Genomic DNA, 22,076 nt, shown 5'->3' with positions numbered 1-22,076 from the left:
GACGACCGTGGACGGGGAGTCGAGTGGCGGCGCGCCCGGCGGACCGGCCGGCGAGCACCACGGCCGCGGTGCGCACGACGGCCGCGGTGCGCACGACGGCCGCGGTGCGCACCGCGGACCCACGACCCGCGGGCACCGCGCCGCGACGACGCTCCTGGCCGTCGTGGGGACGGCCGCGTTCGTGCTCGGCGGGGCCCTCACCGTCCAGGCCGGCACCGCCCGTGCCCTCGAACCCGTGCCCGAGACCGGCCTCGACGGCCACCTCGTGCTGGCCGACGAACTGACCGGCACCGAGGACATCGCGCCCGCGGCCCCGGGCCGCTGGCAGATCGCGACCGACGTCACGACCGGCGACCGGGTGGCACTCGGCCTCGAGCTCGTCAGCTCGGGGTCGCTCGTCGACGACGAGGCCGGATTCACGCTGGGGGTCGAGACCTGCGACGTCGAGTGGCAGCGGGTCGAGACGACGCCGCTCTGCGCGACCGGGGCACGGACCGTGACCGCCCCGACCCGCGCCTCCGCGTTCGTCGACGGCAGTCCCTCGTGGCCGGTGCGCTCGGTCGGGGGCTCGGGCCGGGTCTTCGTGCTCGTCAGCCTCGGTCTCGCCGGTGGGCGCGGCGACGACGCCTCGTCCATGGGCCGGAGCGCCCGGGTCGGCGTCGGCATCACGGCGACGGCGCTGGACCCCGTCGCGACCCTCCCAGCCGAGCCCGAGCCCGAGCCCGAGCCCGAGCCGACCGTCACGACCGCCGTGCCCGGCGACCCGGCCGGTCCCGGCCCGGGCGGGGCGGACCCGGCGGCGCCCGGCACCGGCGGCACCGGCACCGGCCCCGGCGGCGTCGCCCCCGTCATCGACTCCGCCGGCGACGGGCGCCCCGTCGACGTGACCCTCAGCGGCGTGGACGCCCCGCGGGCGCTCGCCTTCACCGGCGGCCTCTCGTCCGGCCCGGCCATCGCGGGTGCCGGTGCCCTGGTCGTCGGCCTCTCGCTGCACCTCCGCGGACGACGCCGGGCGGTGACGTCGTGACCGGCACGCACGGCCGCCGTCGCCGTCGCCCCACGGGTGTCGCCCGCCTCGTCGCGGCGCTCACCGCGCGACGGGCCGTCGTCGCCGTGGCGGCCGTCGTCGCCGTCGTGGGTGCCGTCATCGTGCCCCCGCCGCCCGTGACGACCGCCGCCTGGACCGACTCCGAGCGCACGTACGGGCTCGTCGGCACCACGAGGTTCACCTGCGGCACCGACACCGGGTACGCCGCCGCCGCGTCCAGCCGGTTCGTGCGCGGCAGCCTGGCCGGCACCGACCTCGACACCGTCGCGGCCGTGCGTGGGGCGGACCTGACGCGCACCCGCTCCGGCGTCGTCACCGCGGTGCCGGCATCGCCCGCCCCGACCACGGACGCGGGAGGCACGACGACGTTCCGCAATCCCCTGTCGGCGAGCGCGGGGTCGGGTCTCGTCGGCCTCGACCTGACCGGGCTCGGCACGAACCTGCCGGCGGGGTCGGCCGGAGCCCTGAACCAGTTCACGCGGGTCGCCCCGACCGGCACGGCGGCGGCCGCCGCGGGCCTGGTGAGCGACTCGGGCGGGCTCGGCGTGACGCCGACGACCCCCGCCTCGTCACTGCCCGGTCCCGCCCGCATCGGCCTCACCTCGGTGCTGCCCGCCTCGACCGCCCTCGACCGGGCCGACCTGACCGTGGGCGCGGTGGCGTCGACGGCGACCCTCGACGGCTGCCGAGCCCTCGAGAGCCGCATCTGGGGCGACGGCAGCGTGACGGGGGTGACCCGCGACTACGGCATCGCCGGTCTCGCCCTCGAGCTGCACAGCCCGGCGGTGGCGGGACTGTCGGGTCAGGTGTCGAGCACGGTCACGAGCCTGAACACGGCCGCCGCCGGCCTGGCGGGCGTCAACGGCACGATCTCGAGGACCGTCCGGGACGGCGTGCTCGCCACCGTGAACGGCCTGACGAACCTGCTGAGCCTGGGCGGGGTCACGGGTTCGGTCACCCTCACCGGCCTGGCCCTGCAGTCGGCGGTGGACCCGGTGCTCGCGGGGTCGGTCACCAGCACGGACGGCACGGTCACCATCACCCCGTCGACCGGTGTGGTGTCGGTCGACCTGGCCACGCTGGTCGGCCAGCCCGGCGGGCTGAACGGGCTCGCCCCGAACACCGAGCTCGTGCTGAGCGCGGCGGCGATGGCGTCGATCACGACCACGGTCGGGTCGATGCTCGACGGACTCACCCAACGGGTCGTGGCGGCGCTGCAGTCCGCGGTGTCGTCGGCGCAGCTGTCGGTGGCGTTGACGGTGACGTTGCGGGCGACGGTGCTCGGCGTCCCCGTCGACGTGCTCGCCGTCGACGTCGCGATGGGGGGAACGCTCGGCCAGTTGCTCGCGTCCCCGTCCACCGCGACGGCGGTGGTCACCACGCGGGTGCTGAGCGGGGCGCTCTCCACCCTGCTCGGCAACGTGCTGAACCCGCTGCTCGCCGCGTTGACGGGCTCGGCCGGGTCGCTGCTCGCGTCGGTGGGCACGCTCGTCCGCTCCACGCTCGTCGCGCCGGTCACCACCCTCGGCAGCACCCTCTCGACCACGCTCGCCCCGGTGCTCACGGCGCTCGGCACCCTGACCGCCCGTCTGCCGTCCGTCCTGTCGCTGAGGGTGAACCTGCGCCCCGACCAGGCCGGCTACCCGGGCGGCGTCGTGACCGGCGTCCCGCCCGACAAGTGGACGACCGTCCCCTACCAGGTGGGGGCGTTGCGGGTGGCCCTGTCGGCCGGAGCGACGACGGTCACCTCGCTCGACCTCGCGACCTCGCGGGTGGGACCCGTCAGCACCGTGCCCCGGTAGTCGTCGTCTCCGACCCGAGGAGGCGCGGGTCGCGCCTCACGGGCCGCCTCGCGTCAGACTGGGGCCATGCAGCTCTACTCGGCCTCGCCCCTCGTCCGGACCCGCCAGGTGACCGGAGACGTCGTGGCCGTCGGCCTCGTCGTCCTCTTCGTCGTGCTCGGGGTGAGCATCGCGACCTTCATCGGCACCTTCGCCGACCTCGGGAGGCAACTCGAGGAGGCGGGGGCCGGCTTCCAGGGCACCATGCAGGACGCGTCGCGCGCGCTGGAAGGGCTGCCGCTGGTGGGCGGTGCGGCCAGCGCCCCGTTCGACGGGGCCAGCGGGGCCGGAGAATCCCTCGCCGACGCCGGACGGCAGCAGCAGGACGGCGTGGCCCGGGCGGCGCTGGTCGCCGGACTCGTCGTCGCCGGGGTGCCGAGCCTCGTGGTGCTGTGGGTCTGGCTGCGCGGGCGGATCGCGTTCGTGCGCCGCGCCTCCTCGGTCCGTGCGCTGCTCGCCCTGCCGGGCGGCGAGGACCTGCTCGCGTTGCGGGCACTCACCGGCCGCGACGCGAAGGCCGCCCTCGCCGTGTCTCCCGACCCGGTGGCCGCCTGGCGCGCGGGGGATGCCGCGGTCGTCCGCCGCCTCGCCGACGTGGCCCTGCGGGAAGCGGGCGTCGCCCGGCGCTGACGCGGGCCGACCGGTGCCGACCTCGGGGAGAGGAGACGAGGGAACCTTTCCGGGCGATCGGACATGTACGGGAGGCAGCAACGGACCAGAGGGGACGTCGACATGACGACGAGAAGCGAGCACGACCGGTGACGGGGGACGCCGACGTCTGGGCCCGGGCGGTCGCAGGGGACCCGGCCGCGTTCGGGACCGTCTTCGACCGCCACCAGGCACGGGTGCACGGCCACGCCCTGCGGCTGTGCCGACACCGGCACGACGCCGAGGACGTCACGGCCATGGTCTTCCTCGAGGCGTGGCGCCGTCGGGACGCGGTCCGCATCGTCGACGGGTCGGTCCTCGCGTGGTTGCTCGTGACCACGGGCCACGTCGCCCAGAACCTCGCCAGGTCGACCCGTCGACACCGCATCGCCCTGGCCTCCCTGCCGCCGCACGCCGACGTGGACGATCCCGCCGACGACGTCGCGGCGCGACTGGACGTCATCGATCGGGACCGGCGGTTGAGAGTCGCCCTCGACGGCCTGGGCAAGGCCGATCGCGACGTCCTCGGGCTCTGCGTGCTCGAGGAGTTCCCGATGGCGACCGCGGCCGAGGCGCTCGGCGTGCCCGTCGGGACCGTCAAGTCCCGACTGTCGCGGGCCAAGTCGCGACTCGCCAAAGCGATGTCGGCTTCCGAGTCGGCCTCCGGACGACCCGTCACCCTGACCGGAGAGAACCGATGAGCGACGCACCGAACGACCGTCCGAACGGCCCACACGACGCGCACGACGCGCACGGCCTTGACCGCGACCGTGCCGCGGCCGTCCGCAGCCTCCTGATCGAGACCGTCGCGCGCGAACCCGACCGCGCCCGTTCGGTCCGTCGCCGGCGGGTCGTCCTGCTGTCGGTGGCCGGCGCGGCCGCCGTGGCGCTGGCCGTCGGGGGCGTCGCGCTCGCCGGGGGCGGCGCCCTGCCGTCGGGCACCGGCGAGGCGGGGCCCACCGCGTTCCCGTCCGACCGACCCGAGGACGACCCCGGCACGTCGCCGGGCGTGGTCGAGCCGGCGGGGACGCCATCGGCGACACCGGTCCCACCCGCGGCCCCGACACCGGCGGTCGACGATCCGGCGGACCCCTCGACCTGGGTCGTGTCCACCGACCGCATCGGACCGCTCGTCCTCGGCGGCCGGCTCGAGGACCAGGCCGCTCTGCTGACGACGTTCGAGCGGGGGCCGGACGACGGCTCCGGCTGTCCGGCGTCGTTCTTCTCGGACGGACGGGGGCTGACCCTCGCCCTCTCGCGGGCATCGTCGCCGGACACGACCGAGATCGCGACGGTCTCCTCCACCCTGGCGGTCGATCCGGCCGCCCTCGCGAGCGCCACCCCCCGCACCGCGTCCGGCATCGGCCTCGGGGACGACGAGGGACGACTCCTCGCCGCGTACCCGGACGCCGAGCTCACGCTCGACCACGACGAGAACTACGGGACGCAGTACGCCGTCGCGGGCGACGACGGGCGCTACCTCGTGTTCGTGGTGGGGACCTCCGAGCGGATCACCCAGATGAGCGTGGGCACGACGCGGATCGCCCCGCCCGAGTACTGCGGATGAGACGTGACCCCGCGCCTCGGCCGGGAGGCGCGGGGCACGGGCAGGCCCGGCCCACGCGGGCCGGGTAAGCTCGGGGACCATGATCGCACTGGATTTCTCTGAGCAGATTGCCGCCCTCCGGGCCACGTTCGAAGACATCCGTGCGGTGATCGGGCAAGACCGTCTCGTCGCCGAGATCGCCGAGCTCAGCGAACAGGCCTCGGCCCCCGACCTGTGGGACGACACCGACAACGCGCAGAAGGTCACCAGCGCCCTCAGCCACCGGCAGTCCGAGCTCGAGAAGCTCGAGACCACCGAGGCGCGGCTCGACGACCTCGAGGTGCTCGTCGAGATGGCGAACGACGGCGACGACCAAGAGAGCGCCGACGAGGCCCAGGCCGAGCTCAGGGCCCTGCAGAAGATGATGGACGTCCTCGAGGTGCAGACGCTGCTCGACGGCGAGTACGACCCGCGCCCGGCCGTCATCACGATCCGCGCCGGGGCCGGCGGGGTCGACGCCGCCGACTTCGCCGAGATGCTGCTGCGCATGTACCTGCGCTACGCCGAGAAGCACGGCATGTCCGCCACCGTCATGGACACCAGCTACGCGGAAGAGGCCGGCATCAAGAGCGCCACCTTCGAGATCGACGCCCCCTACGCCTTCGGCACGCTCAGCGTCGAGGCCGGCACGCACCGGCTCGTGCGCATGAGCCCCTTCGGCGCCGCCGGCAAGCGCCAGACCAGCTTCGCCGCGGTCGAGGTCATCCCGCTGATGGAAGAGACCGAGTCGATCGACATCCCCGAGAACGACATCCGCGTCGACGTCTTCCGGTCCTCGGGCCCCGGCGGTCAGAGCGTCAACACGACCGACTCGGCCGTGCGGCTGACGCACATCCCGACCGGCACCGTCGTCTCGATGCAGAACGAGAAGAGCCAGATCCAGAACCGCGCCGCCGCCATGCGCGTGCTGCAGTCGCGCCTCCTGCTGCTGCAGAAAGAAGCCGAGAACGCCAAGAAGAAAGAGCTGGCGGGCAACATCACCGCCAGCTGGGGCGACCAGATCCGCAGCTACGTGCTGGCGCCCTACCAGATGGTCAAAGACCTGCGCAGCGAACACGAGGTCAACAACCCCTCGAACGTCTTCGACGGCGATCTCGACGGCTTCATCTCGGCGGGCATCCGCTGGCGCAAGCGCGACGACCAGGACTGACCGGGCGTCGCCCGCCCGGCGGCTCCCAGCACATCCATAGCCGCCCCGCCGCAGCGAGTCGCTGCGACGATCGTCGCCGGCCGCACTTAGGGTGATCCCCGTCATGATTCGGTTTGATGAAGTCACCAAGGTCTACGTCGGCAACCCCCGGCCCGCGCTGAACGCCGTCACCCTCGAGATCCTCAAGGGCGAGTTCGTGTTCCTCGTCGGGGCGAGCGGCTCCGGCAAGTCGAGCTTCCTGCGGCTCGTGCTGAAGGAAGAGAAGCCGTCCCAGGGCCAGATCCACGTCCTCGGGCAGCGTCTGGGCACGCTCTCGAGCCGCAAGGTGCCGTACTTCCGGCGCAACCTCGGCGTCGTGTTCCAGGACTTCCGGCTGCTGCCGCAGAAGAACGTGTTCGACAACGTCGCGTTCAGCCTCCAGGTCATCGGCAAGAGCAAGGGCTTCATCCAGGAGGCCGTGCCCGACGTCCTCAAGATGGTCGGCCTGGTCGGCAAGCAGCACCGTCTGCCGCACGAGCTCTCGGGCGGCGAGCAGCAGCGCGTCGCCATCGCCCGTGCGATCGTCAACAAGCCGGCGATCCTGCTGGCCGACGAGCCCACCGGCAACCTCGACCCGTCGACCAGCGCCGGCATCATGACCCTGCTCGAGCGCATCAACGCCGGCGGCACGACGGTCATCATGGCGACCCACGACGCGGGCATCGTCGACCAGATGCAACGACGGGTGATCGAGCTCAGCGCGGGCAACATCCTCCGCGACGAGCGTCACGGCGGCTACCAGACCCAGGCGGTGCCCATCCAGGCCATCGGGGTCGAGGACCTCAGCACGAGAGGGGCCGACGCATGAGACTCGGACTCGTCATGAGCGAGGTCGGCAGCGGCCTCCGTCGCAACGCCTCGATGGTCATCTCCGTCGTGCTCGTCACGTTCATCTCGCTGACCTTCGTCGGCACCGCGGCCCTGCTGCAGATGCAGATCACGCAGATGAAGGGCTACTGGTACGACAAGGCCCAGGTCGCCGTCTACCTCTGCACCGACACCGACACGACCGGCAACTGCACCGGGGCGATGGCGACGAAGGACCAGATCGACGGCGTCCGCGCCCAGCTCGACAGCGACGTCCTGACGCCCTACGTCGACAAGTTCTACTTCGAGGACCAGACCCAGGCCTACGACCGCTTCAAGCAGCAGTTCGCCGACAGCCCGGCCACCGAGTTCGTGCAGCCGGCGTACCTCAACGAGACCTTCTGGGTGAACCTCAAGGACCCGACGCAGTCCGACGTCCTCACCGAGAGCCTGTCGAGCCTGGCCGGCGTCCAGAGCGTCGTCGACCAGCGCGGGTACCTCGACCCGATCTTCTCGGTGCTGAACGCGGCGAGCTACACGGCCATCGGCATCGCCTCCCTCATGTTGATCGCTGCCGTGCTGCTGATCGCCACGACCATCCGGTTGAGCGCGTTCAGCCGGCGTCGAGAACTCGGCATCATGCGCCTGGTCGGGGCGTCCAACCGGTTCATCCAGACGCCGTTCATCCTCGAGGGGGTGATCGCGGCCCTCGTGGGCTCGTTGCTGGCCGGTGGGGCGATCGTCGCGATCGTGAACTTCTTCGTGAAGGGCTACCTGGCGGTGACCTTCCAGGGCACGCCGTTCATCGGACTGCGGGACGCCGCCCTGGTCGTGCCGATCGTCATCGTCGTCGGCATCCTGCTCGCGGCCCTCAGCGCGAACGTCGCCATCAGGCGCTACCTCAAGGTCTAGAAGCCGGCCCCGTGAAGGAGGCGCGGTGTCCGTCAGACGGGCACCGCGCCTCCTTCGCTGTATACTGAACGGCTGCCTGTCGGCAGCACCCCCACCCGAACGACCAGGAGGCCAGCGTGGCGAAAGAACGCGGTGAGAAGGTCGTGGCCACGAACCGCCGCGCGCGCCACGACTACACGATCGAGACGACGTACGAGGCGGGCATCGTCCTGAGCGGCACCGAGGTCAAGTCGCTGCGGCAGGGCCGCGCGTCGCTGGTCGACGGGTACGCGTTCGTCGACGCCGGCGAGGCCTGGCTCGACGCCGTGCACATCCCCGAGTACACCGAGGGCACCTGGAACAACCACGCACCCCGGCGCAAGCGCAAACTGCTGCTGCACCGCCACGAGATCGACAAGATCGGGCAGAAGACCAAGGAGGGCGGCTTCACGGTCGTCCCGCTCAAGATCTACTTCAGCGACGGTCGGGCCAAGGTCGAGATCGCCCTCGCGAAGGGAAAGCGCGAGTACGACAAGCGCCAGACCCTGCGCGAGCGCACCGCGACGCGCGAGGCGCAGTCGGCGATGTCGGCGCGCAAGCACCTGGGGGAGTGACCGGTCGGTCGTCGGGCACGGGCGGGCGGGTCGCCGACGGTGGCGCGAACGCGTCGGACGACGTAGACTGATGGGCCGCACGGAAACGTGCGTTGGTAATTCAAGAGCGTGTGACGACGGCCCCCTCATGGGGATGATCGGTTTCGACATCGCCTGTGTGCGAACGAGAAGCGGGCCGAGGATCCAGGGTTATCTCGTAAACGATCTCTGGAAAACAATAAGTGCCAATAACAAGCGCACTGACTTCGCTCTCGCTGCGTAAGCAGTAGAGCCACATGGAGTCCGTCAGTCTGGTGACCGCCTTCTAACCAGATCCTGACGTCATTTAGATGGCTTGCTGTGTGACTACGCCTGGGGGTCACACGGGACTTGCACTCGGGCTGGGCTCGTCGACCTAGAAGCCAGTAACAAAGGTCGGAGCCGAGCAGAACGCCTCATCTGGCTACGCCCGTAGAATGCGTGCAATCTCAGCGATGGACGGGGGTTCAATTCCCCCCATCTCCACCACCGGTCGTCGTCACACCTCTCGAACACCGAACGCCCCCGCCTCTCGAGGCGGGGGCGCTCGTGCGTCCCGGGCCTGAGCGGTCCGCGCCGTGTCGCACCGCCGGATGAGCATCGCACCGCCGAAGTGGACGGTGCGACGTTCATCCGGCGGTGCGACACCTGCGAAGGGAACCGGGGGGACCGGGGGCCGGGGGTGGCCGCCGCCGGACGCGGAACGGCCCCCGCCGCTGCCGAGGCAGCGACGGGGGCCGTCGTCGTGGTGCGGGTGTTACTCGCCGGCCACGTCGGTGGTCGCGAGCTTCGCGCGGCGGCGAGCGAGGACCATCAGCGTCGAGCCGAGCAGCAGCACGGCGGCGCCGATGCCGATGGCGGCCTCGGTGCCCTCGCTACCCGTGTACGCCAGGCCCGTGGTGCCGGTGGCGATCGGGGTGGCGGGCAGGGCTGCGGGCGTCACGGCGGCGACGAGGCTGAACGCCACGTCGGCCGAGGGGGCCGAGACGATCGGCTGACCGGCGGCGTCGAGCACCGGCGCGCCGTCGGCGTCGAGGAGGAACGACACGGCGGCGGCCGTGTAGTCGTTCGGCGTCAGGGCGAGGGTGACGGTCCAGTTGCCGGCGGCGTCGACCACGATCGGGTCGGCGGGGTCGGCGGGGACCGCAGCGGCGGCGGCGCGTCCGTTCTCGGCGGCCTCGAGCTCGTCCAGCTGGTCCGTCGGGACGACGGCCAGCAGGATGTTCGAGCCGGGGGTGCCGGTGCCCTCGAAGGTGACCTGGTCACCGACGACGACCTGACCCTGGGTGGGCGAGGTGATCACCGGGGCGTCGAGGACGACGGCCGCGGCCTCGAGGGTGAAGTCGACCGGGGTCGAGTCGTCGGAGGCGACGGGGAGACCGTCCTCGTCGAGGACCGGCTGGCCGGCGGCGTCGAGCAGGACCTGGACCGCGACGGCCGTGTAGTCGCCGGGCTGGAGGGCCGCGGTGACGGTCCAGTCGCCGTTCTCGTCGACGACGATGCGCGCGGCCGGGTCGTCGGCGAGGGTGCTGACGGAGTCGGTCGGAGTGACGACGAGGCCGATGTCGGCGCCGGGGGTGCCGGTGCCCTCGAAGGTGACCTCGGTGCCGGTGACGGTCGCGCCCTGGGCGGGCGCGGTGATGACCGGGGCGGGCAGGGTGACCGGCGTGGTCGGGGGCGTCACGACGGCGGGGAGCGTGAAGTCACGCGTCACCGGCTCGAGGCCGCTGCCGCCGACGATGCCCGTGACCGTGACCGTCTGGGCCGTGGCGGCGGCGTCGGCGTAGGTGAAGGGGATCGAGTAGGTCGTGCCGTTGCCGAGGTTGGCACGGCCGAGCTCGACGCCGGCGGAGCTCACGATGACGGTCGAGCCCTCGGTCGCCGTTCCGGAGAAGACGACGTCGCGGCTGCCGGTCGGGGTGTTCGCGACGGGCGTCTCGAGGGTGAGGTACTTGCCGATCGGCAGGACGAACGACAGGGGCTGCGCGTCGGAGAAGCCGCTGCCGCCGACGACACCGTCGACGAAGACGCTCTGTTCGCGGGGGGCGGTGACGGGGTACGAGGGCAGGACGGCCGTGAAGGCTCCGGTCGTAGTGTCCGTCGTGGTCTGCACGAGACGCGTGGTCCGCGTGTCGTCGGTGAAGACGTTGATGGAGGCCCCGGGAACCGCGGTACCCACGATCGAGACGTCGCGCGAGGTCGTCGCGCCACCGTCCGTCGGGCTGGTGATGTCCAGCATGCCGTCGGCCGCGTTGGCCGCCGTGGTGGAGAGGAGGGCCCCTCCGAGGGCGAGCGTGAGGACGGCCGGGACGGCCACCGCACGGCGCCAGGAGAACTTGGTGATCACGTGGTGAGTGCTTTCTTGATCGGTGGTGCAAGCGTCATCGCTTGTCCGCCCCCGGCCCAGCGCCGGGTGAGACGCGCAGCACGAAGGGAACCCCCCGTGCCCACCGAACCTATCCGGAACCTGAGAGAAACCCACCGAACTGTCCGGAATGCGCAGGGTGGTTGTCGGGTCACCCCTGTTTCACCTGGGTGGGAGTCGACACCGGGGCCGGCGGATCGGCAGGCGTCAGACCGGCGCGGGCCCCGACGACCCCCGCCGCACGAGCGACGCGGGTGGCGCCTCGACCGACGCCACGCCCTCACCCGCGAGCACGCCGAGCAGCATGCCGGCGGCCACCTCGCCGAGGCGTTGCACGTCGTGGCTGACCGCCGAGAGCGGAGGCGTCGACAACTGGCACTGCGACGAGTCGTCCCACGCCACGAGCGTCAGTCGCGTCGGCACCTCGACCCCGAGTCGTTGCGCCGCGGCGAGGCCGCCGAGCGCCATCTGGTCGTTGTCGAAGACGACGGCCGTCGGCGGCGTAGGCCCCGAGAGCAGACGCGAGAGGGCGGCCGCGCCGGCGTCCCACGAGTAGTCGCCCTCGATCGTCTCGACGACGGACGAGGAGGCGCGACTCGCGGCGACCAGCGCCTCCTGCCTGACCTGCGTGTGCAGCAGCGCTCCCGGGCCCGACACGTGCGCGAGTCGACGGTGCCCGTCCGCGACGAGCGCGGCGACGGTGTCGCGCATGGCCACGCCGTCGCCGGTCCAGACGGCGGGCAGGTCTCCCGAGAGGGCGGGGTCGCCGAGCACGACCGCGGGCAGGCCGAGCTCGCGCAGCAGGGCCGGTCGGGGGTCGTCGTCGGTGAGGTCGACGAGCACGACCGCGCCGAAGTCGCCCGAGGCCGCCCACCGCCGGTAGGCCGACAGCTCGGCGTCGCGGTCGGCGAGGGCCTGCAGCAGCAGGGTGTGGCCGCGGGGGCGCAGCACCCGTTCGATGCCGGCGATCAGTTCGTGGTAGAACGGCTCCGCCCCCAAGATCTCGCCGGGGCGGACGAGGGCGAGACCGACACGACGGCGGTCGCCCGGCCCGGCAGGGGCCACCCGGGTGTCGACGATCGAGTCGGTCATGCGCCCGAACCTACAGCCCCCGACAGGTCGGAGCGACGCCCGTGGTGACCCGCGACCCCGACCGGACCTCGACGCACCCCCCTGCCCGGCCCGCGACGCCGTGGCGGTCGCACACCTCGCCGCCCACCCCGGCACAGCCCACGACGCAGCCCGCCTCGCAGCCGGCGCCCCAGCCCGCGCCGCAGACCAGCCGCGAACTCGTGGTCGACCTCGTGCGGTCGTCGGGCCCGATCAGCCGCGTCGAGCTCGCCCAGGCCAGTGGACTGACGCAGGCGTCGATCTCGACGATCGTCCGGCGGCTGCTGGACGAGGGGCTCGTCCGGGAGACCGGCCGCGTCGCGTCGACCGGTGGCAAGCCGCGCACGATGGTCGAGATCAACCCGCGTGCCGTCTACGGCATGGGCGTGCAGATCGGCGAGGACGCGCTCACCTACGTCGTCACCGACATGCGCGGGGGAGTCGTCGGGCGCCTGCAGGTCGACGCCGGGCCCGCCGCGTCCGACGACGTCACGGCCGCCGCGGTCCGCATCGTCGACGGCTTCCACGACGTCGTCGGCAGCCTCGGCCTCGCGAGTGGGGCGGTGGCCGGCCTGGCCGTCGTCGGTCCCCGTGCCACCCTCGCCCACGGGGTGCGCACCGGGCCCCGGTCGACCGAGAGTGCCCTCCACGCCGGGCTGCACGCCGCGCTGGCCCTGCGCCTCGGCCTGCCCGTGATCGTCGACAACGACGCGGCGGCCGCGGCGCTCGGTGAGTTCTGGAGTCGCCAGGTGCCGCGCTCCGAGACGTTCGCCTGCGTCTACCTCGGCACGGGGGTCGGCTCGGGCATCGTGCTCGACGGGGCCCTGCACCGGGGCGCGAGTTCCGGCGCCGGAGAGCTCGGCCACGTGTCGATCGACCTCGACGGCGAGCCCTGCTACTGCGGCAACCGCGGCTGCCTCGAGCTCGCGGCGTCGCCCGGGGCCGTCGTCGCCCGGGCCCGTCGCGACGCCGCCGCGTTCGACGACCTCGGCCTCGCCTGGGCGCCGGGCGGGGTCGCGCGCGACTTCGACTTGCTCGCCCGCGCGGCGATCGCCGGTCACGCCGCGGCCGACGGGCTCGTCACGCGCGCCGCAGAGCAGCTCGCCGCGGGGGTCGTCACGCTCGCCAACCTGCTCGACCTCGACCGCGTCGTGCTGAGCGGACCCGGGATGGCGGTCGCCGGCTCGATCTACGCCCGGGCGGCCGTCGAGGCCCTGGCCCGCACGGCGTTCTCGCGGGGCGTGCACACCACGAGGGTCGAGGTCTCGACCGATCCGCGCGACGCGGCCGCGATCGGTGCGGCCGCCCTCGTCGTGCAACGCGCCATCTCGCGCTGACCCCGCGACGGTGCCCGGACCCGGCCCGCGCCTCCTCGGCACCGCGAGTCGTGCACTGCACCGCGTCCCGTCGGCTGCCCCGGCGGGCCCACACGCCTCCGCGCCGCGTTCCGTGCAGCGCACCGCGTCTAGTCGGGGTGCGGTGCACGAAACGCGGTGTGGTGCGTGGGGAAGGTGCGCCGCGCAGCGTGCCCCCGCTGCCCGGGCGGGCCCACCTGCCTCCGCGCCGCGTTCCGTGCAGCACACCGCGTCTAGTCGGGGTGCCGTGCACGAAACGCGGTGTGGTGCGGGCCGGGCCAGCGCGGGTCGGGCGAGCGCGGGTCGGGCCGGTGTGGTTCGCCGCGGCACGCCAGGAGGCGCGGGTCACGATCCCGACACGTCCTCACGACTTTCTTGACTCGCTTACGTAAGTCGTCTAAGAAAGACCCGGGACCAGGCGACGGCGCCTGGCACGACGAAGGGTCGACGATGCCTCTCTCCATGACCAACCGCCGACGGGTCGGGTTCGGTGCGATCGCACTCGCGACCGCCGCGGGCCTCGCGCTCACCGGCTGCACCGCCTCGAGCGGCGGCGACGAAGGCGGCATCACCGCCAACACGGGCCCGGCGGGCGACCTCACGGCCAACTTCAACCCGTTCTCGGCCACGGCCGACAGCACCTCGCAGGGCCTGCTCTACGAGCAGCTCTTCTACTACAACGTGCTCACCGGCGCCGACCCCAAGCCGATGCTGGGCGAGAAGTACGAGTGGAACGACGACGGCACCGAGCTGACCGTCGACCTGCGCACCGGCGTGCAGTGGAGCGACGGCGAGGACTTCACGGCGGACGACGTCGCGTACACGTTCCAGACGATGCTCGACAAGCCCGAGCTGAACCGCGTCGGCTTCGAGGGCACCGTCGAGGCCACGGACGACGACACGGTGGTCTTCACCTTCGCCGACACCTCGTTCGTCAAGGGCCCGGACATCCTCGGCCAGGCCGCGATCGTGCCCGAGCACGTCTTCTCGAAGCTCTCCGACATCGCGACCGACCCGGTCGAGAAGCCGATCGGCACCGGGCCGTACATGCTCGACACCTTCACCCCGCAGAGCTACGTCTACAAGGCGAACCCGAACTACTGGCAGTCGGGCAAGCCCGAGGTCAAGAGCATCCGGTACATCGCCCTGGCGAACAACACCTCGGCCACCGACGCGATCGTCGGCGGCGACCTCGACTGGTCGAGCATCTTCATCCCCGAGGCCGACAAGGTGCTCGGCAGCAACCCCGACGTCAGCTACGTCGCCACCCCGCTGCAGCAGATCACGTTGATGACCTGCTCGAACGCCGACCTCGGCTGCACGGGGCCGCAGACCGACCCGGCCGTTCGCCAGGCGATCTACAAGGCGATGAACCGCGACCAGCTGAACGACCTGGCCTTCTCGGGCACGAACAAGCAGATCTCGCCGACCTTCATGACCCTCGGTCGTGACGACGACTACATCAGCCCCGACGTCGAGAAGGAGACGCCGATGACGGCCGACACCGAGGGCGCCGACGCGCTCCTGCAGTCGGCCGGCTACGCGAAGGGCTCGGACGGCATCTACGCCAAGGACGGCCAGAAGCTGCAGCTCGAGATCCAGGTCGTCACCGGCTACTCGGACTACATCGCGGCGATCGACGCCATGGCCGAGCAGTTGCGCGCGGTCGGCATCGAGATCACGCAGAGCGCCAAGTCGTACAACGAGTGGGTCGCCGCCCGCAACAACGGGCAGTTCCAGCTGACGATGGACTCGCTCGGCCAGGGCCCGTCGACCGACCCGTACTACCTCTACAACGGCAACTTCGACTCGACGACGACCTCGCCGGTGGGCGAGCAGGCGATCAACAACTTCGCCCGCTACTCGAACCCGACCGTCGACGCCGCGATCGTCGCGGCCGAGCAGACCGACGACGTCGCGGCGAAGACCGAGCAGTACTTCACGATCCAGAAGGAGATCGTGGCGGACATGCCGTACATCCCCGTGCTGCTGCAGTCCACGCTCACCGAGTTCAACAGCGCGAAGGTGACCGGCTGGCCCACGGGCGACGACGACACCGAGAACTTCCCGGCGACGTGGAAGACCTGGGACAACGCCCAGACCGTCCTGAACCTGAAGCTCAAGTGATCGTGGTCGGGACCGAGAAGGTCAGGAGGCGCGGATGAGGTACGTCGCGCAGAAGGTCGGCTTCTACGCGGTCGCGTTGTTCGCGGCCCTGACGCTGAACTTCTTCATCCCGCGGTTGCTGCCCGGTGACCCGGTGGACATCCTGCTGGCCAAGATGCAGCAGAAGGGACCGGTCAGCGAGGCGACCGTGACCAGCCTGCGCCTCCTTCTCGGTTCCGACTCGGACGAACCCCTGTTCTCGCAGTACGTGCAGTACCTCGGCAACCTGGCCCGGGGGGACCTCGGCATCTCGGTGTCGTACTTCCCGGCCGGGGTGTCGACCATCATCGGCCAGGCCATCCCGTGGACGATCGCCCTGATCGGCATCGCGACGATCCTGTCGTTCGTCTTCGGGGTGGGGCTCGGGACCCTCGCCGGGTGGAAGCGTGGCTCGGTGCTGGACAACTTCATCCCGGTGACGACGATGTTCCAGGCGGTGCCGTACTTCTGGCTCGCGCTCATCCTGTTGTACGTGTTCGGCAGCGTCCTGCGGGTGTTCCCGCTGTCGGGCGGCTACAACGTGTACGAGGCGACGCCGGGGCTCAACTGGACGTTCGTCCAAAGCGCGGTGCTCTACGGCACGCTGCCGGCGTTGACGATCATCATCTCGTCGGTCGGCGGCTGGCTGCTCGGCATGCGCAACATGATGGTGTCGACCCTCAGCGAGGACTACATCGTCACCGCCGAGGCCAAGGGCCTGTCGCCGATGCGCATCCGCCAGAGCTACGCGGCCCGCAACGCGGTGCTGCCGCAGTTCGCGGGCTTCGCGATCTCGCTCGGGTTCGTCGTGTCGGGCTCGATCGTGACCGAGCAGGTGTTCTCGTACCCGGGCATCGGCAACGCGCTCTTCACGGCGACGCAGAACAACGACTACGCGCTGATGCAGGGCATCTTCCTGGTCATCACCCTCGCCGTGCTGGGGACGAACTTCATCGTCGACCTGATGTACGGCTTCATCGACCCGCGCACGCGCGCCAAGCGTTAGGACGACGAGCATGTCCACGATCGACCTCGGCCAGCTCGCCGACCCGAACTCGCCCACCGGCGACAGCGGCGCGGGCACCGGCCGGAAGGGCCTCAAGCGGGTCTTCCCGCACGTCACCCCCAAGCTCTGGGTGGGGGCGGGCATGATCGCCGCCATCGCCCTGTTCGGACTGGTCTTCCCGTTCGTCGTCCAGAACCCGCAGGCCATCAGCGACGTCGGCCTGAGCGCCCCGAGCGGGGAGCACCTGCTCGGCACCACGCAGACCGGGCAGGACGTCTTCGCCCAGCTGGCCTACGCGACCCGCGGCTCGCTGCTGATCGGCGTGCTGGTCGGCGTCGTCGCGATGGCGTTGGCCATCGTCTTCGGCGTCATCGGCACCTACGTCGGCGGGTTCGTCGACGAGGCGTTCTCGCTGTTCTCGAACGTCGTGCTGGTCATCCCCGGCCTGCCGCTCGCCATCATCGTGTCGAGCTACGTGCCGCAGAAGGGCCTCGTGGTGATCGCCTTCGTGATCGTCATCACGAGCTGGGCGGCCAGCGCCCGCGTGCTGCGCGCCATCACGCTGAGCCTGCGGTCGCGCGACTACGTCGCCGCGTCGCGCGTGTCGGGCGAGAAGACCTGGCGCATCGTCGCCGTCGAGATCCTGCCCAACGTGCTGCCCGTGTTGGCCAGCCAGTTCTTGTTCGCGGTGATCTTCGCGATCCTCGCCGAGGCGGGACTGTCGTTCCTGGGGCTCGGCGTCTCGGGCCAGTTCACCTGGGGCTCGATGCTCTACTTCGCGCAGAACGGGCTCGCTCTGCGACTCGGCGCCTGGTGGTGGTTCGTGCCGCCGGGGCTGATGATCGCGCTGCTGGGGTGCGCGCTGTCGCTGATGAACTTCGCCATCGACGAGATCATCAACCCGAAGCTGCGCGACCAGACCCGGGCCGGCGTCAGCCGGGCCGACCGCAAGCGACTGGCGCGGGCCGAGGCCGCCGCCGGCACCACCGAGGGGGCCACCGCATGAGCACCGTCCTGACCGTCGAGGACTTCAGCGTCGACTACGCCGTCGAGCACCCCGTGCACGCCGTCAAGAACGTCAGCTTCGAGCTGGCCCGGGGCGAGATCCTCGGGCTGGCGGGCGAGTCGGGCTGCGGCAAGACGACGCTCGCCTACGGCATCAACCGGCTGCTCAAGGCGCCGGCCGTGATCACGGGAGGTCGGGTGGTCTTCCACGACGCCGAGGGCGCCGACATCCTGCTGCCCGAGCTCGACGACAAGGCGTTGCGGGCGTTCCGCTGGGACAAGCTGTCGATGGTGTTCCAGGGGGCGATGAACGCGCTCAACCCGGTGACGACGATCCAGGCGCAGCTCGAGGACGTCTTCAAGACCCACCGGCCGTACTGGAAGAAGGCCGACCGCGTCGAGCGGGCGGGCAAGCTGCTCGAGACCGTCGGGGTCGACCGCAACCGGCTCCGGTCGTATCCGCACGAGCTCTCGGGCGGCATGCGCCAGCGCGTGATGATCGCGATGGCCCTCGCACTCGGCCCGCAGATGATGATCATGGACGAGCCGACCACCGCCCTCGACGTCGTGGTGCAGCGCGAGATCCTGCGCGAGATCGGGCGGTTGCGCGACGAGTTGGGCTTCGCGGTCATCTTCATCACCCACGACCTGCCGTTGCTGCTCGAGATCAGCGACCGCATCGCCGTGATGCGCGCGGGCGAGATCGTCGAGATCGGGGAGTCCACCGAGCTCTACACGAACCCGCAGCACGAGTACACGAAGAAGCTGCTCGGGTCGTTCCCGAGCCTCACGGGCGACCGTGGGGCGTTCATCCGCAGCGGGGTCGACGAGACGGCCCAGGACGGCGCGACTCGCGCCTCCTCGGGGCACGAATGGGCGACCTCCGTCGCCACGAGCACAGGAGGCGCGGCGTGAGCACGCTCGAGTTCCGGAACGTCGTCAAGGACTACCGGGTGCGCGGGGGCCGGGGTGAGAAGGGTCGCCTGCGTGCGGTGGACGACGTCAGCTTCACGCTGGAGGCCGGCAGGACGGTGGCCCTGGTCGGCGAGAGCGGCAGCGGCAAGTCGACCATCGCCAAGATGCTGCTGCAGCTCGAACGGCCGACGAGCGGCTCGATCGTGCTCGACGGCGCGGTCGCGCCCCGGCACGGCGAGGCCCTCCGTCGCTACCGGAGCGACGTGCAGATGGTCTTCCAGGACCCGTTCGCCTCGCTCAACCCGTTCCACTCGATCGGGCACCACCTGGCGCGGCCGCTGCTGCTGCACGGCAAGGCGACCCGCTCGACGGTCGACGAGAAGGTGCGCGAGCTGCTCGGGCGGGTACAGCTCGGCCCGGCCGCCGACGTCGCCGCGCGTCGACCGCACGAGCTGTCGGGCGGGCAGCGGCAGCGCGTGGCGATCGCCCGGGCCCTGGCGCCCGAGCCGCGCATCCTGATCGCGGACGAGCCGGTCTCGATGCTCGACGTGTCGATCCGGCTCGGGGTGCTCAACCTGCTGGCTGACCTGCAGCGGCAGGAGGACCTCGGCGTGCTCTACATCACGCACGACCTGGCGACGGCCCGCCACTTCTCGGACGAGATCCTCGTGATGTACAAGGGGCAGGTGGTCGAGCGCGGGACCCCCGACGAGGTCATCCTGAACCCGCAGCACCCCTACACGCAGCAGCTCGCCGAGGCCGCGCCCGACCCCGAGAAGCGCATCGCCGAGCGGCGCGCCGCCCGCGCCTGACCCTCGCCCGACTCCACGCCACACCCTCGATCGCTGGGAGCGACATGAGCACCACCGAGACCACCACCGGCCCCATCACCACCGGCACCACGGCCCGCGCGACGCCGCGCGCCGTCCGCCCCCTGCACACCGGCTGGAGCCTGCGCAGCACCGCGGGCCCCGTGCCTCCCGAGATCGCGGCCGTCGACGTGCCCGCGACCGTCCCGGGCACGGTGCACACCGACCTGCTGGCGGCCGGCCTGATCGTCGACCCGTACCTGGACGCGAACGAACACCTGCTCGCCTGGATCGGCCAGGCCGACTGGTCCTACGCGACGACGTTCGACTGGCGGCCCGACGGCCACGAGCGTCACGAGCTGGTCTTCGCGGGCCTCGACACCGTGGCCACCGTGCTGCTCAACGGCGAGGTCGTCGCCGAGACGCGCAACCAGCACCGCACCTACCGGGTCGGGGTCGACGGACGGCTCCGCGAGGGGTCGAACGACCTCGAGGTGCGCTTCGGGTCGCCGGTGGCCTACGCCGACGCGCAGAGCCTGGCGCTCGGCTACCGGCCGCACGTGAACCACCACCCCTACAACGCGATCCGCAAGATGGCGTGCAGCTTCGGTTGGGACTGGGGGCTCGACACGGCGACCTCGGGCATCTGGAAGCCGGTGACGCTCGAGTCGTGGTCGTCGGTGCGGCTGGCGTCGGTCCGACCGGTCGTGACGGTCGACGGGTCGCGCGGCGTCGTCGACGTGCACGTCGACCTCGAGCGCGCGGGGGCGTCGTTCGGGGACGCAGCCGCGCCGGTGACCGTCCGGGCGACCGTCGGCGCCGTCACGCAGGAGGCGCGGGTCGAGCCGGGCGCGGACTCCGCGGTCGTGCAGGTGGTCGTCGACGACCCCGAGCTCTGGTGGCCGCGGGGGCACGGCGGGCAGCCGCTGTACGACGTGACGGTCTCGGTGACCGGGGGAGGGGACGGGGACGCGGGCCGCGCCTCCTCGGGGGGCGACGGCGACGGGGTCGACGCGACCCGCGCCTCCTCGGGTGACGGGGAGCGGGCGGGCGACGTGCTCGACGAGTGGTCGTCGCAGATCGGGTTCCGCACCGTCGAGGTGCAGGTCGAGCCCGACGAGGTCGGCACGAGCTTCTCGGTGGTGGTGAACGGCGAGCCGCTGTGGATCAAGGGGGCGAACTGGATCCCCGATGACGCGTTCCCGCACCGCATCGGACGCGACCGCTACCGGGAGCGCATCGAGCAGGCCGAGTTCGGCAACGTGAACCTGCTCCGGGTGTGGGGTGGCGGCATCTTCGAGTCCGACGACTTCTACGAGCTGTGCGACGAGCGCGGCATGCTCACCTGGCAGGACTTCCTCTTCGCCTGTGCCGCCTACGCGGAGGAGGACCCGCTGCGCGGCGAGGTCGAGGCCGAGGTGCGCGACAACGTGACGCGGCTCATGACCCACCCGAGCCTGGTGCTGTGGACGGGCAACAACGAGAACATCTGGGGCCACGACGAGTGGGGCTGGGAGCGCCGGCTCGACGGGGCGACCTGGGGGCTGGGCTACTACCTCGACCTGCTGCCGGCGCTGGTGGGCGAGCTCGACCCGGGGCGTCCGTACGCGGCGGGCAGCCCCTGGTCGGGCAGCCTCGACGTGGCGCAGAGCGACCCCGACCACGGGTCGGTCCACCTGTGGGAGCAGTGGAACCGCAAGGACTACCCGACGTACCGCGACGTCGTGCCCCGCTTCGTGGCCGAGTTCGGCTGGCAGGGGCCGCCCACCTGGTCGGCGATGATCCGGGCGATCCACGACGAGCCGCTGACGCCCGAGTCGCCCGGCATGATCGTGCACCAGAAGGCCATGCAGGGCAACGACAAGCTGACCGACGGCCTGCTGGCGCACTACCGGCTGCCCGACGAGATCGAGGTGTGGCACTGGGCGATGCAGCTGAACCAGGCGAACGCGGTGCAGGTGGCGCTCGAGCACTTCCGCTCGCACGCCCCGCGGTGCATGGGTGCCGTGGTGTGGCAGATCAACGACTGCTGGCCGGTGACGTCGTGGGCCGCCGTCGACGGCGACGGGCAGCGCAAGCCGCTGCTCTACGCGATGCGGCACGCGTTCGCCGACCGGCTCGTGACGATCCAGCCCCGGGACGGCGGCCTCGCGGTGGTCGTGGTCAACGACACCGAGGAGGCGCTGGCCGGCCCGGTCACGGTGCGTCGCGTCGCGTACGACGGTCGCGTCCTCGCCTCGGAGCAGGTGTCGCTCACGGTGGCGGCCCGCGACACGGCGACCGTGCCGGTGCCCCCGGCCGTGGCGGCGTTCGGTGCTCTGGAGTCGGAGCTGATCGTGGCGTCGCTGCCCGGGGTGACCCGCGGACTGTGGTTCCCGGTCGAGCCGCGGGACTCGGCGCTCGCCGTGGCGTCGCTGTCGACGTCGGTGACCGCGCTGGGCGAGGGTTGGGGCTACCGGGTCGAGGTGACGGCGGGTTCGCTCGTGCGTGACCTGGCCCTGCTCGTCGACAAGGTCGACCCTGCCGCGACGGTGGACGAGATGCTCGTGACTCTGCTGCCGGGCGAGGCGGCCGTGTTCACGGTGACGTCCGACGTGGTGGGTGTGGGGGAGGAGTTCGTCGCGCAACGGGTGTTGCGTACCGCGAACGAGTTGGTCGGGTGAGGGAGGCCGTCGTCCGGGGCGGGGAAGTCCGGCGAGGAATC

The 22,076-nt window shown here is 71.7% G+C and carries 18 protein-coding genes and 1 other RNA gene; 17 read left to right on the top strand and 2 right to left on the bottom strand.

Going from position 1 to position 22,076, the window contains the following annotated elements:
- Positions 1 to 7 precede the first annotated feature (7 nt).
- From QRN23_RS05395 to ssrA, 10 genes are all read left to right on the top strand, one after another.
- Positions 8 to 1,027, top strand: coding sequence for a hypothetical protein (locus QRN23_RS05395; protein ID WP_285062806.1), 1,020 nt, complete (start codon positions 8 to 10; stop codon positions 1,025 to 1,027).
- On the top strand, positions 1,024 to 2,850 hold the full coding sequence (locus QRN23_RS05390; RefSeq protein ID WP_285062805.1) for a choice-of-anchor G family protein: 1,827 nt from the start codon (positions 1,024 to 1,026) through the stop codon (positions 2,848 to 2,850). Before QRN23_RS05395 ends, QRN23_RS05390 begins: the two co-directional genes overlap by 4 nt.
- A 66-nt stretch (positions 2,851 to 2,916) precedes the next feature.
- On the top strand, positions 2,917 to 3,519 hold the full coding sequence (locus QRN23_RS05385) for a hypothetical protein (protein WP_123570323.1): 603 nt from the start codon (positions 2,917 to 2,919) through the stop codon (positions 3,517 to 3,519).
- Positions 3,520 to 3,647: 128 nt separating this feature from the next.
- The gene (locus QRN23_RS05380; RefSeq protein WP_285062803.1) at positions 3,648 to 4,238 is read left to right on the top strand and encodes an RNA polymerase sigma factor; all 591 of its coding nucleotides are present in this window, start codon (positions 3,648 to 3,650) and stop codon (positions 4,236 to 4,238) included.
- A complete protein-coding gene (locus QRN23_RS05375) occupies positions 4,235 to 5,104 on the top strand; it encodes a hypothetical protein (protein WP_285062801.1) in 870 nt (289 codons plus the stop codon). The genes QRN23_RS05380 and QRN23_RS05375 overlap by 4 nt, the downstream gene beginning before the upstream one ends.
- A 79-nt stretch (positions 5,105 to 5,183) precedes the next feature.
- Complete coding sequence (gene prfB / locus QRN23_RS05370; protein WP_056046106.1) at positions 5,184 to 6,293, top strand: peptide chain release factor 2; 1,110 nt, start codon at positions 5,184 to 5,186, stop codon at positions 6,291 to 6,293.
- A 103-nt stretch (positions 6,294 to 6,396) separates the two neighbouring features.
- Positions 6,397 to 7,140 (top strand): cell division ATP-binding protein FtsE, encoded by a 744-nt coding sequence (ftsE, locus tag QRN23_RS05365; RefSeq protein ID WP_043593759.1) that lies wholly within the window; start codon positions 6,397 to 6,399, stop codon positions 7,138 to 7,140.
- On the top strand, positions 7,137 to 8,051 hold the full coding sequence (gene ftsX / locus QRN23_RS05360) for a permease-like cell division protein FtsX (protein ID WP_056046104.1): 915 nt from the start codon (positions 7,137 to 7,139) through the stop codon (positions 8,049 to 8,051). Before ftsE ends, ftsX begins: the two co-directional genes overlap by 4 nt.
- A 116-nt stretch (positions 8,052 to 8,167) precedes the next feature.
- Entirely contained in the window at positions 8,168 to 8,644 is a 477-nt protein-coding gene (smpB, locus tag QRN23_RS05355; protein WP_056046102.1) for an SsrA-binding protein SmpB, read from the top strand.
- Between the two features lie 129 nt (positions 8,645 to 8,773).
- Positions 8,774 to 9,151, top strand: a transfer-messenger RNA (tmRNA) gene (gene ssrA, locus QRN23_RS05350).
- A 268-nt stretch (positions 9,152 to 9,419) separates the two neighbouring features.
- Here ssrA and QRN23_RS05345 read toward each other — a convergent pair.
- The gene (locus tag QRN23_RS05345; RefSeq protein ID WP_123570321.1) at positions 9,420 to 11,009 is read right to left on the bottom strand and encodes a hypothetical protein; all 1,590 of its coding nucleotides are present in this window, start codon (positions 11,007 to 11,009) and stop codon (positions 9,420 to 9,422) included.
- 225 nt (positions 11,010 to 11,234) lie between these two features.
- Entirely contained in the window at positions 11,235 to 12,119 is an 885-nt protein-coding gene (locus tag QRN23_RS05340) for a LacI family DNA-binding transcriptional regulator (RefSeq protein ID WP_056046098.1), read from the bottom strand.
- Between the two features lie 41 nt (positions 12,120 to 12,160).
- Between QRN23_RS05340 and QRN23_RS05335 the strand changes: the two genes are divergently transcribed.
- The 7 genes from QRN23_RS05335 (at position 12,161) to QRN23_RS05305 (ending at position 22,035) form a co-directional block, all read left to right on the top strand.
- Entirely contained in the window at positions 12,161 to 13,474 is a 1,314-nt protein-coding gene (locus QRN23_RS05335) for an ROK family protein (RefSeq protein WP_285062800.1), read from the top strand.
- Positions 13,475 to 13,954: 480 nt separating this feature from the next.
- Entirely contained in the window at positions 13,955 to 15,619 is a 1,665-nt protein-coding gene (locus QRN23_RS05330; protein WP_285062799.1) for an ABC transporter substrate-binding protein, read from the top strand.
- 34 nt (positions 15,620 to 15,653) lie between these two features.
- Entirely contained in the window at positions 15,654 to 16,643 is a 990-nt protein-coding gene (locus tag QRN23_RS05325; RefSeq protein ID WP_123570318.1) for an ABC transporter permease, read from the top strand.
- 10 nt (positions 16,644 to 16,653) lie between these two features.
- On the top strand, positions 16,654 to 17,649 hold the full coding sequence (locus QRN23_RS05320) for an ABC transporter permease (protein ID WP_082460275.1): 996 nt from the start codon (positions 16,654 to 16,656) through the stop codon (positions 17,647 to 17,649).
- Positions 17,646 to 18,563, top strand: a complete 918-nt coding sequence (locus QRN23_RS05315; RefSeq protein ID WP_285062798.1) for an ABC transporter ATP-binding protein — start codon at positions 17,646 to 17,648, stop codon at positions 18,561 to 18,563. Before QRN23_RS05320 ends, QRN23_RS05315 begins: the two co-directional genes overlap by 4 nt.
- The gene (locus QRN23_RS05310) at positions 18,560 to 19,375 is read left to right on the top strand and encodes an ABC transporter ATP-binding protein (protein WP_159826353.1); all 816 of its coding nucleotides are present in this window, start codon (positions 18,560 to 18,562) and stop codon (positions 19,373 to 19,375) included. Before QRN23_RS05315 ends, QRN23_RS05310 begins: the two co-directional genes overlap by 4 nt.
- Positions 19,376 to 19,419: 44 nt before the next feature.
- A complete protein-coding gene (locus QRN23_RS05305; protein WP_285062795.1) occupies positions 19,420 to 22,035 on the top strand; it encodes a glycoside hydrolase family 2 protein in 2,616 nt (871 codons plus the stop codon).
- The last annotated feature ends 41 nt before the right edge of the window (positions 22,036 to 22,076 follow it).

Origin of the sequence: Frigoribacterium sp. ME-P-080 (assembly GCF_030209595.1) — a bacterium.
In the GTDB taxonomy this organism is placed as follows: Bacteria; Actinomycetota; Actinomycetes; order Actinomycetales; family Microbacteriaceae; genus Frigoribacterium.
Note: the sequence above shows the minus strand (reverse complement) of the source record. Positions and strands in the feature narration are given on the sequence as shown.

Coding starts and splice junctions, on each gene's coding strand:
- QRN23_RS05320 (WP_082460275.1), top strand. CDS start 16,654: ATGTCCACGATCGACCTCGGCCAGCTCGCCGACCCGAACTCGCCCACC.
- QRN23_RS05340 (WP_056046098.1), bottom strand. CDS start 12,119: ATGACCGACTCGATCGTCGACACCCGGGTGGCCCCTGCCGGGCCGGGC.
- QRN23_RS05375 (WP_285062801.1), top strand. CDS start 4,235: ATGAGCGACGCACCGAACGACCGTCCGAACGGCCCACACGACGCGCAC.
- QRN23_RS05305 (WP_285062795.1), top strand. CDS start 19,420: ATGAGCACCACCGAGACCACCACCGGCCCCATCACCACCGGCACCACG.
- QRN23_RS05315 (WP_285062798.1), top strand. CDS start 17,646: ATGAGCACCGTCCTGACCGTCGAGGACTTCAGCGTCGACTACGCCGTC.
- QRN23_RS05325 (WP_123570318.1), top strand. CDS start 15,654: ATGAGGTACGTCGCGCAGAAGGTCGGCTTCTACGCGGTCGCGTTGTTC.
- ftsX (WP_056046104.1), top strand. CDS start 7,137: ATGAGACTCGGACTCGTCATGAGCGAGGTCGGCAGCGGCCTCCGTCGC.
- QRN23_RS05330 (WP_285062799.1), top strand. CDS start 13,955: ATGACCAACCGCCGACGGGTCGGGTTCGGTGCGATCGCACTCGCGACC.
- ftsE (WP_043593759.1), top strand. CDS start 6,397: ATGATTCGGTTTGATGAAGTCACCAAGGTCTACGTCGGCAACCCCCGG.
- prfB (WP_056046106.1), top strand. CDS start 5,184: ATGATCGCACTGGATTTCTCTGAGCAGATTGCCGCCCTCCGGGCCACG.
- QRN23_RS05385 (WP_123570323.1), top strand. CDS start 2,917: ATGCAGCTCTACTCGGCCTCGCCCCTCGTCCGGACCCGCCAGGTGACC.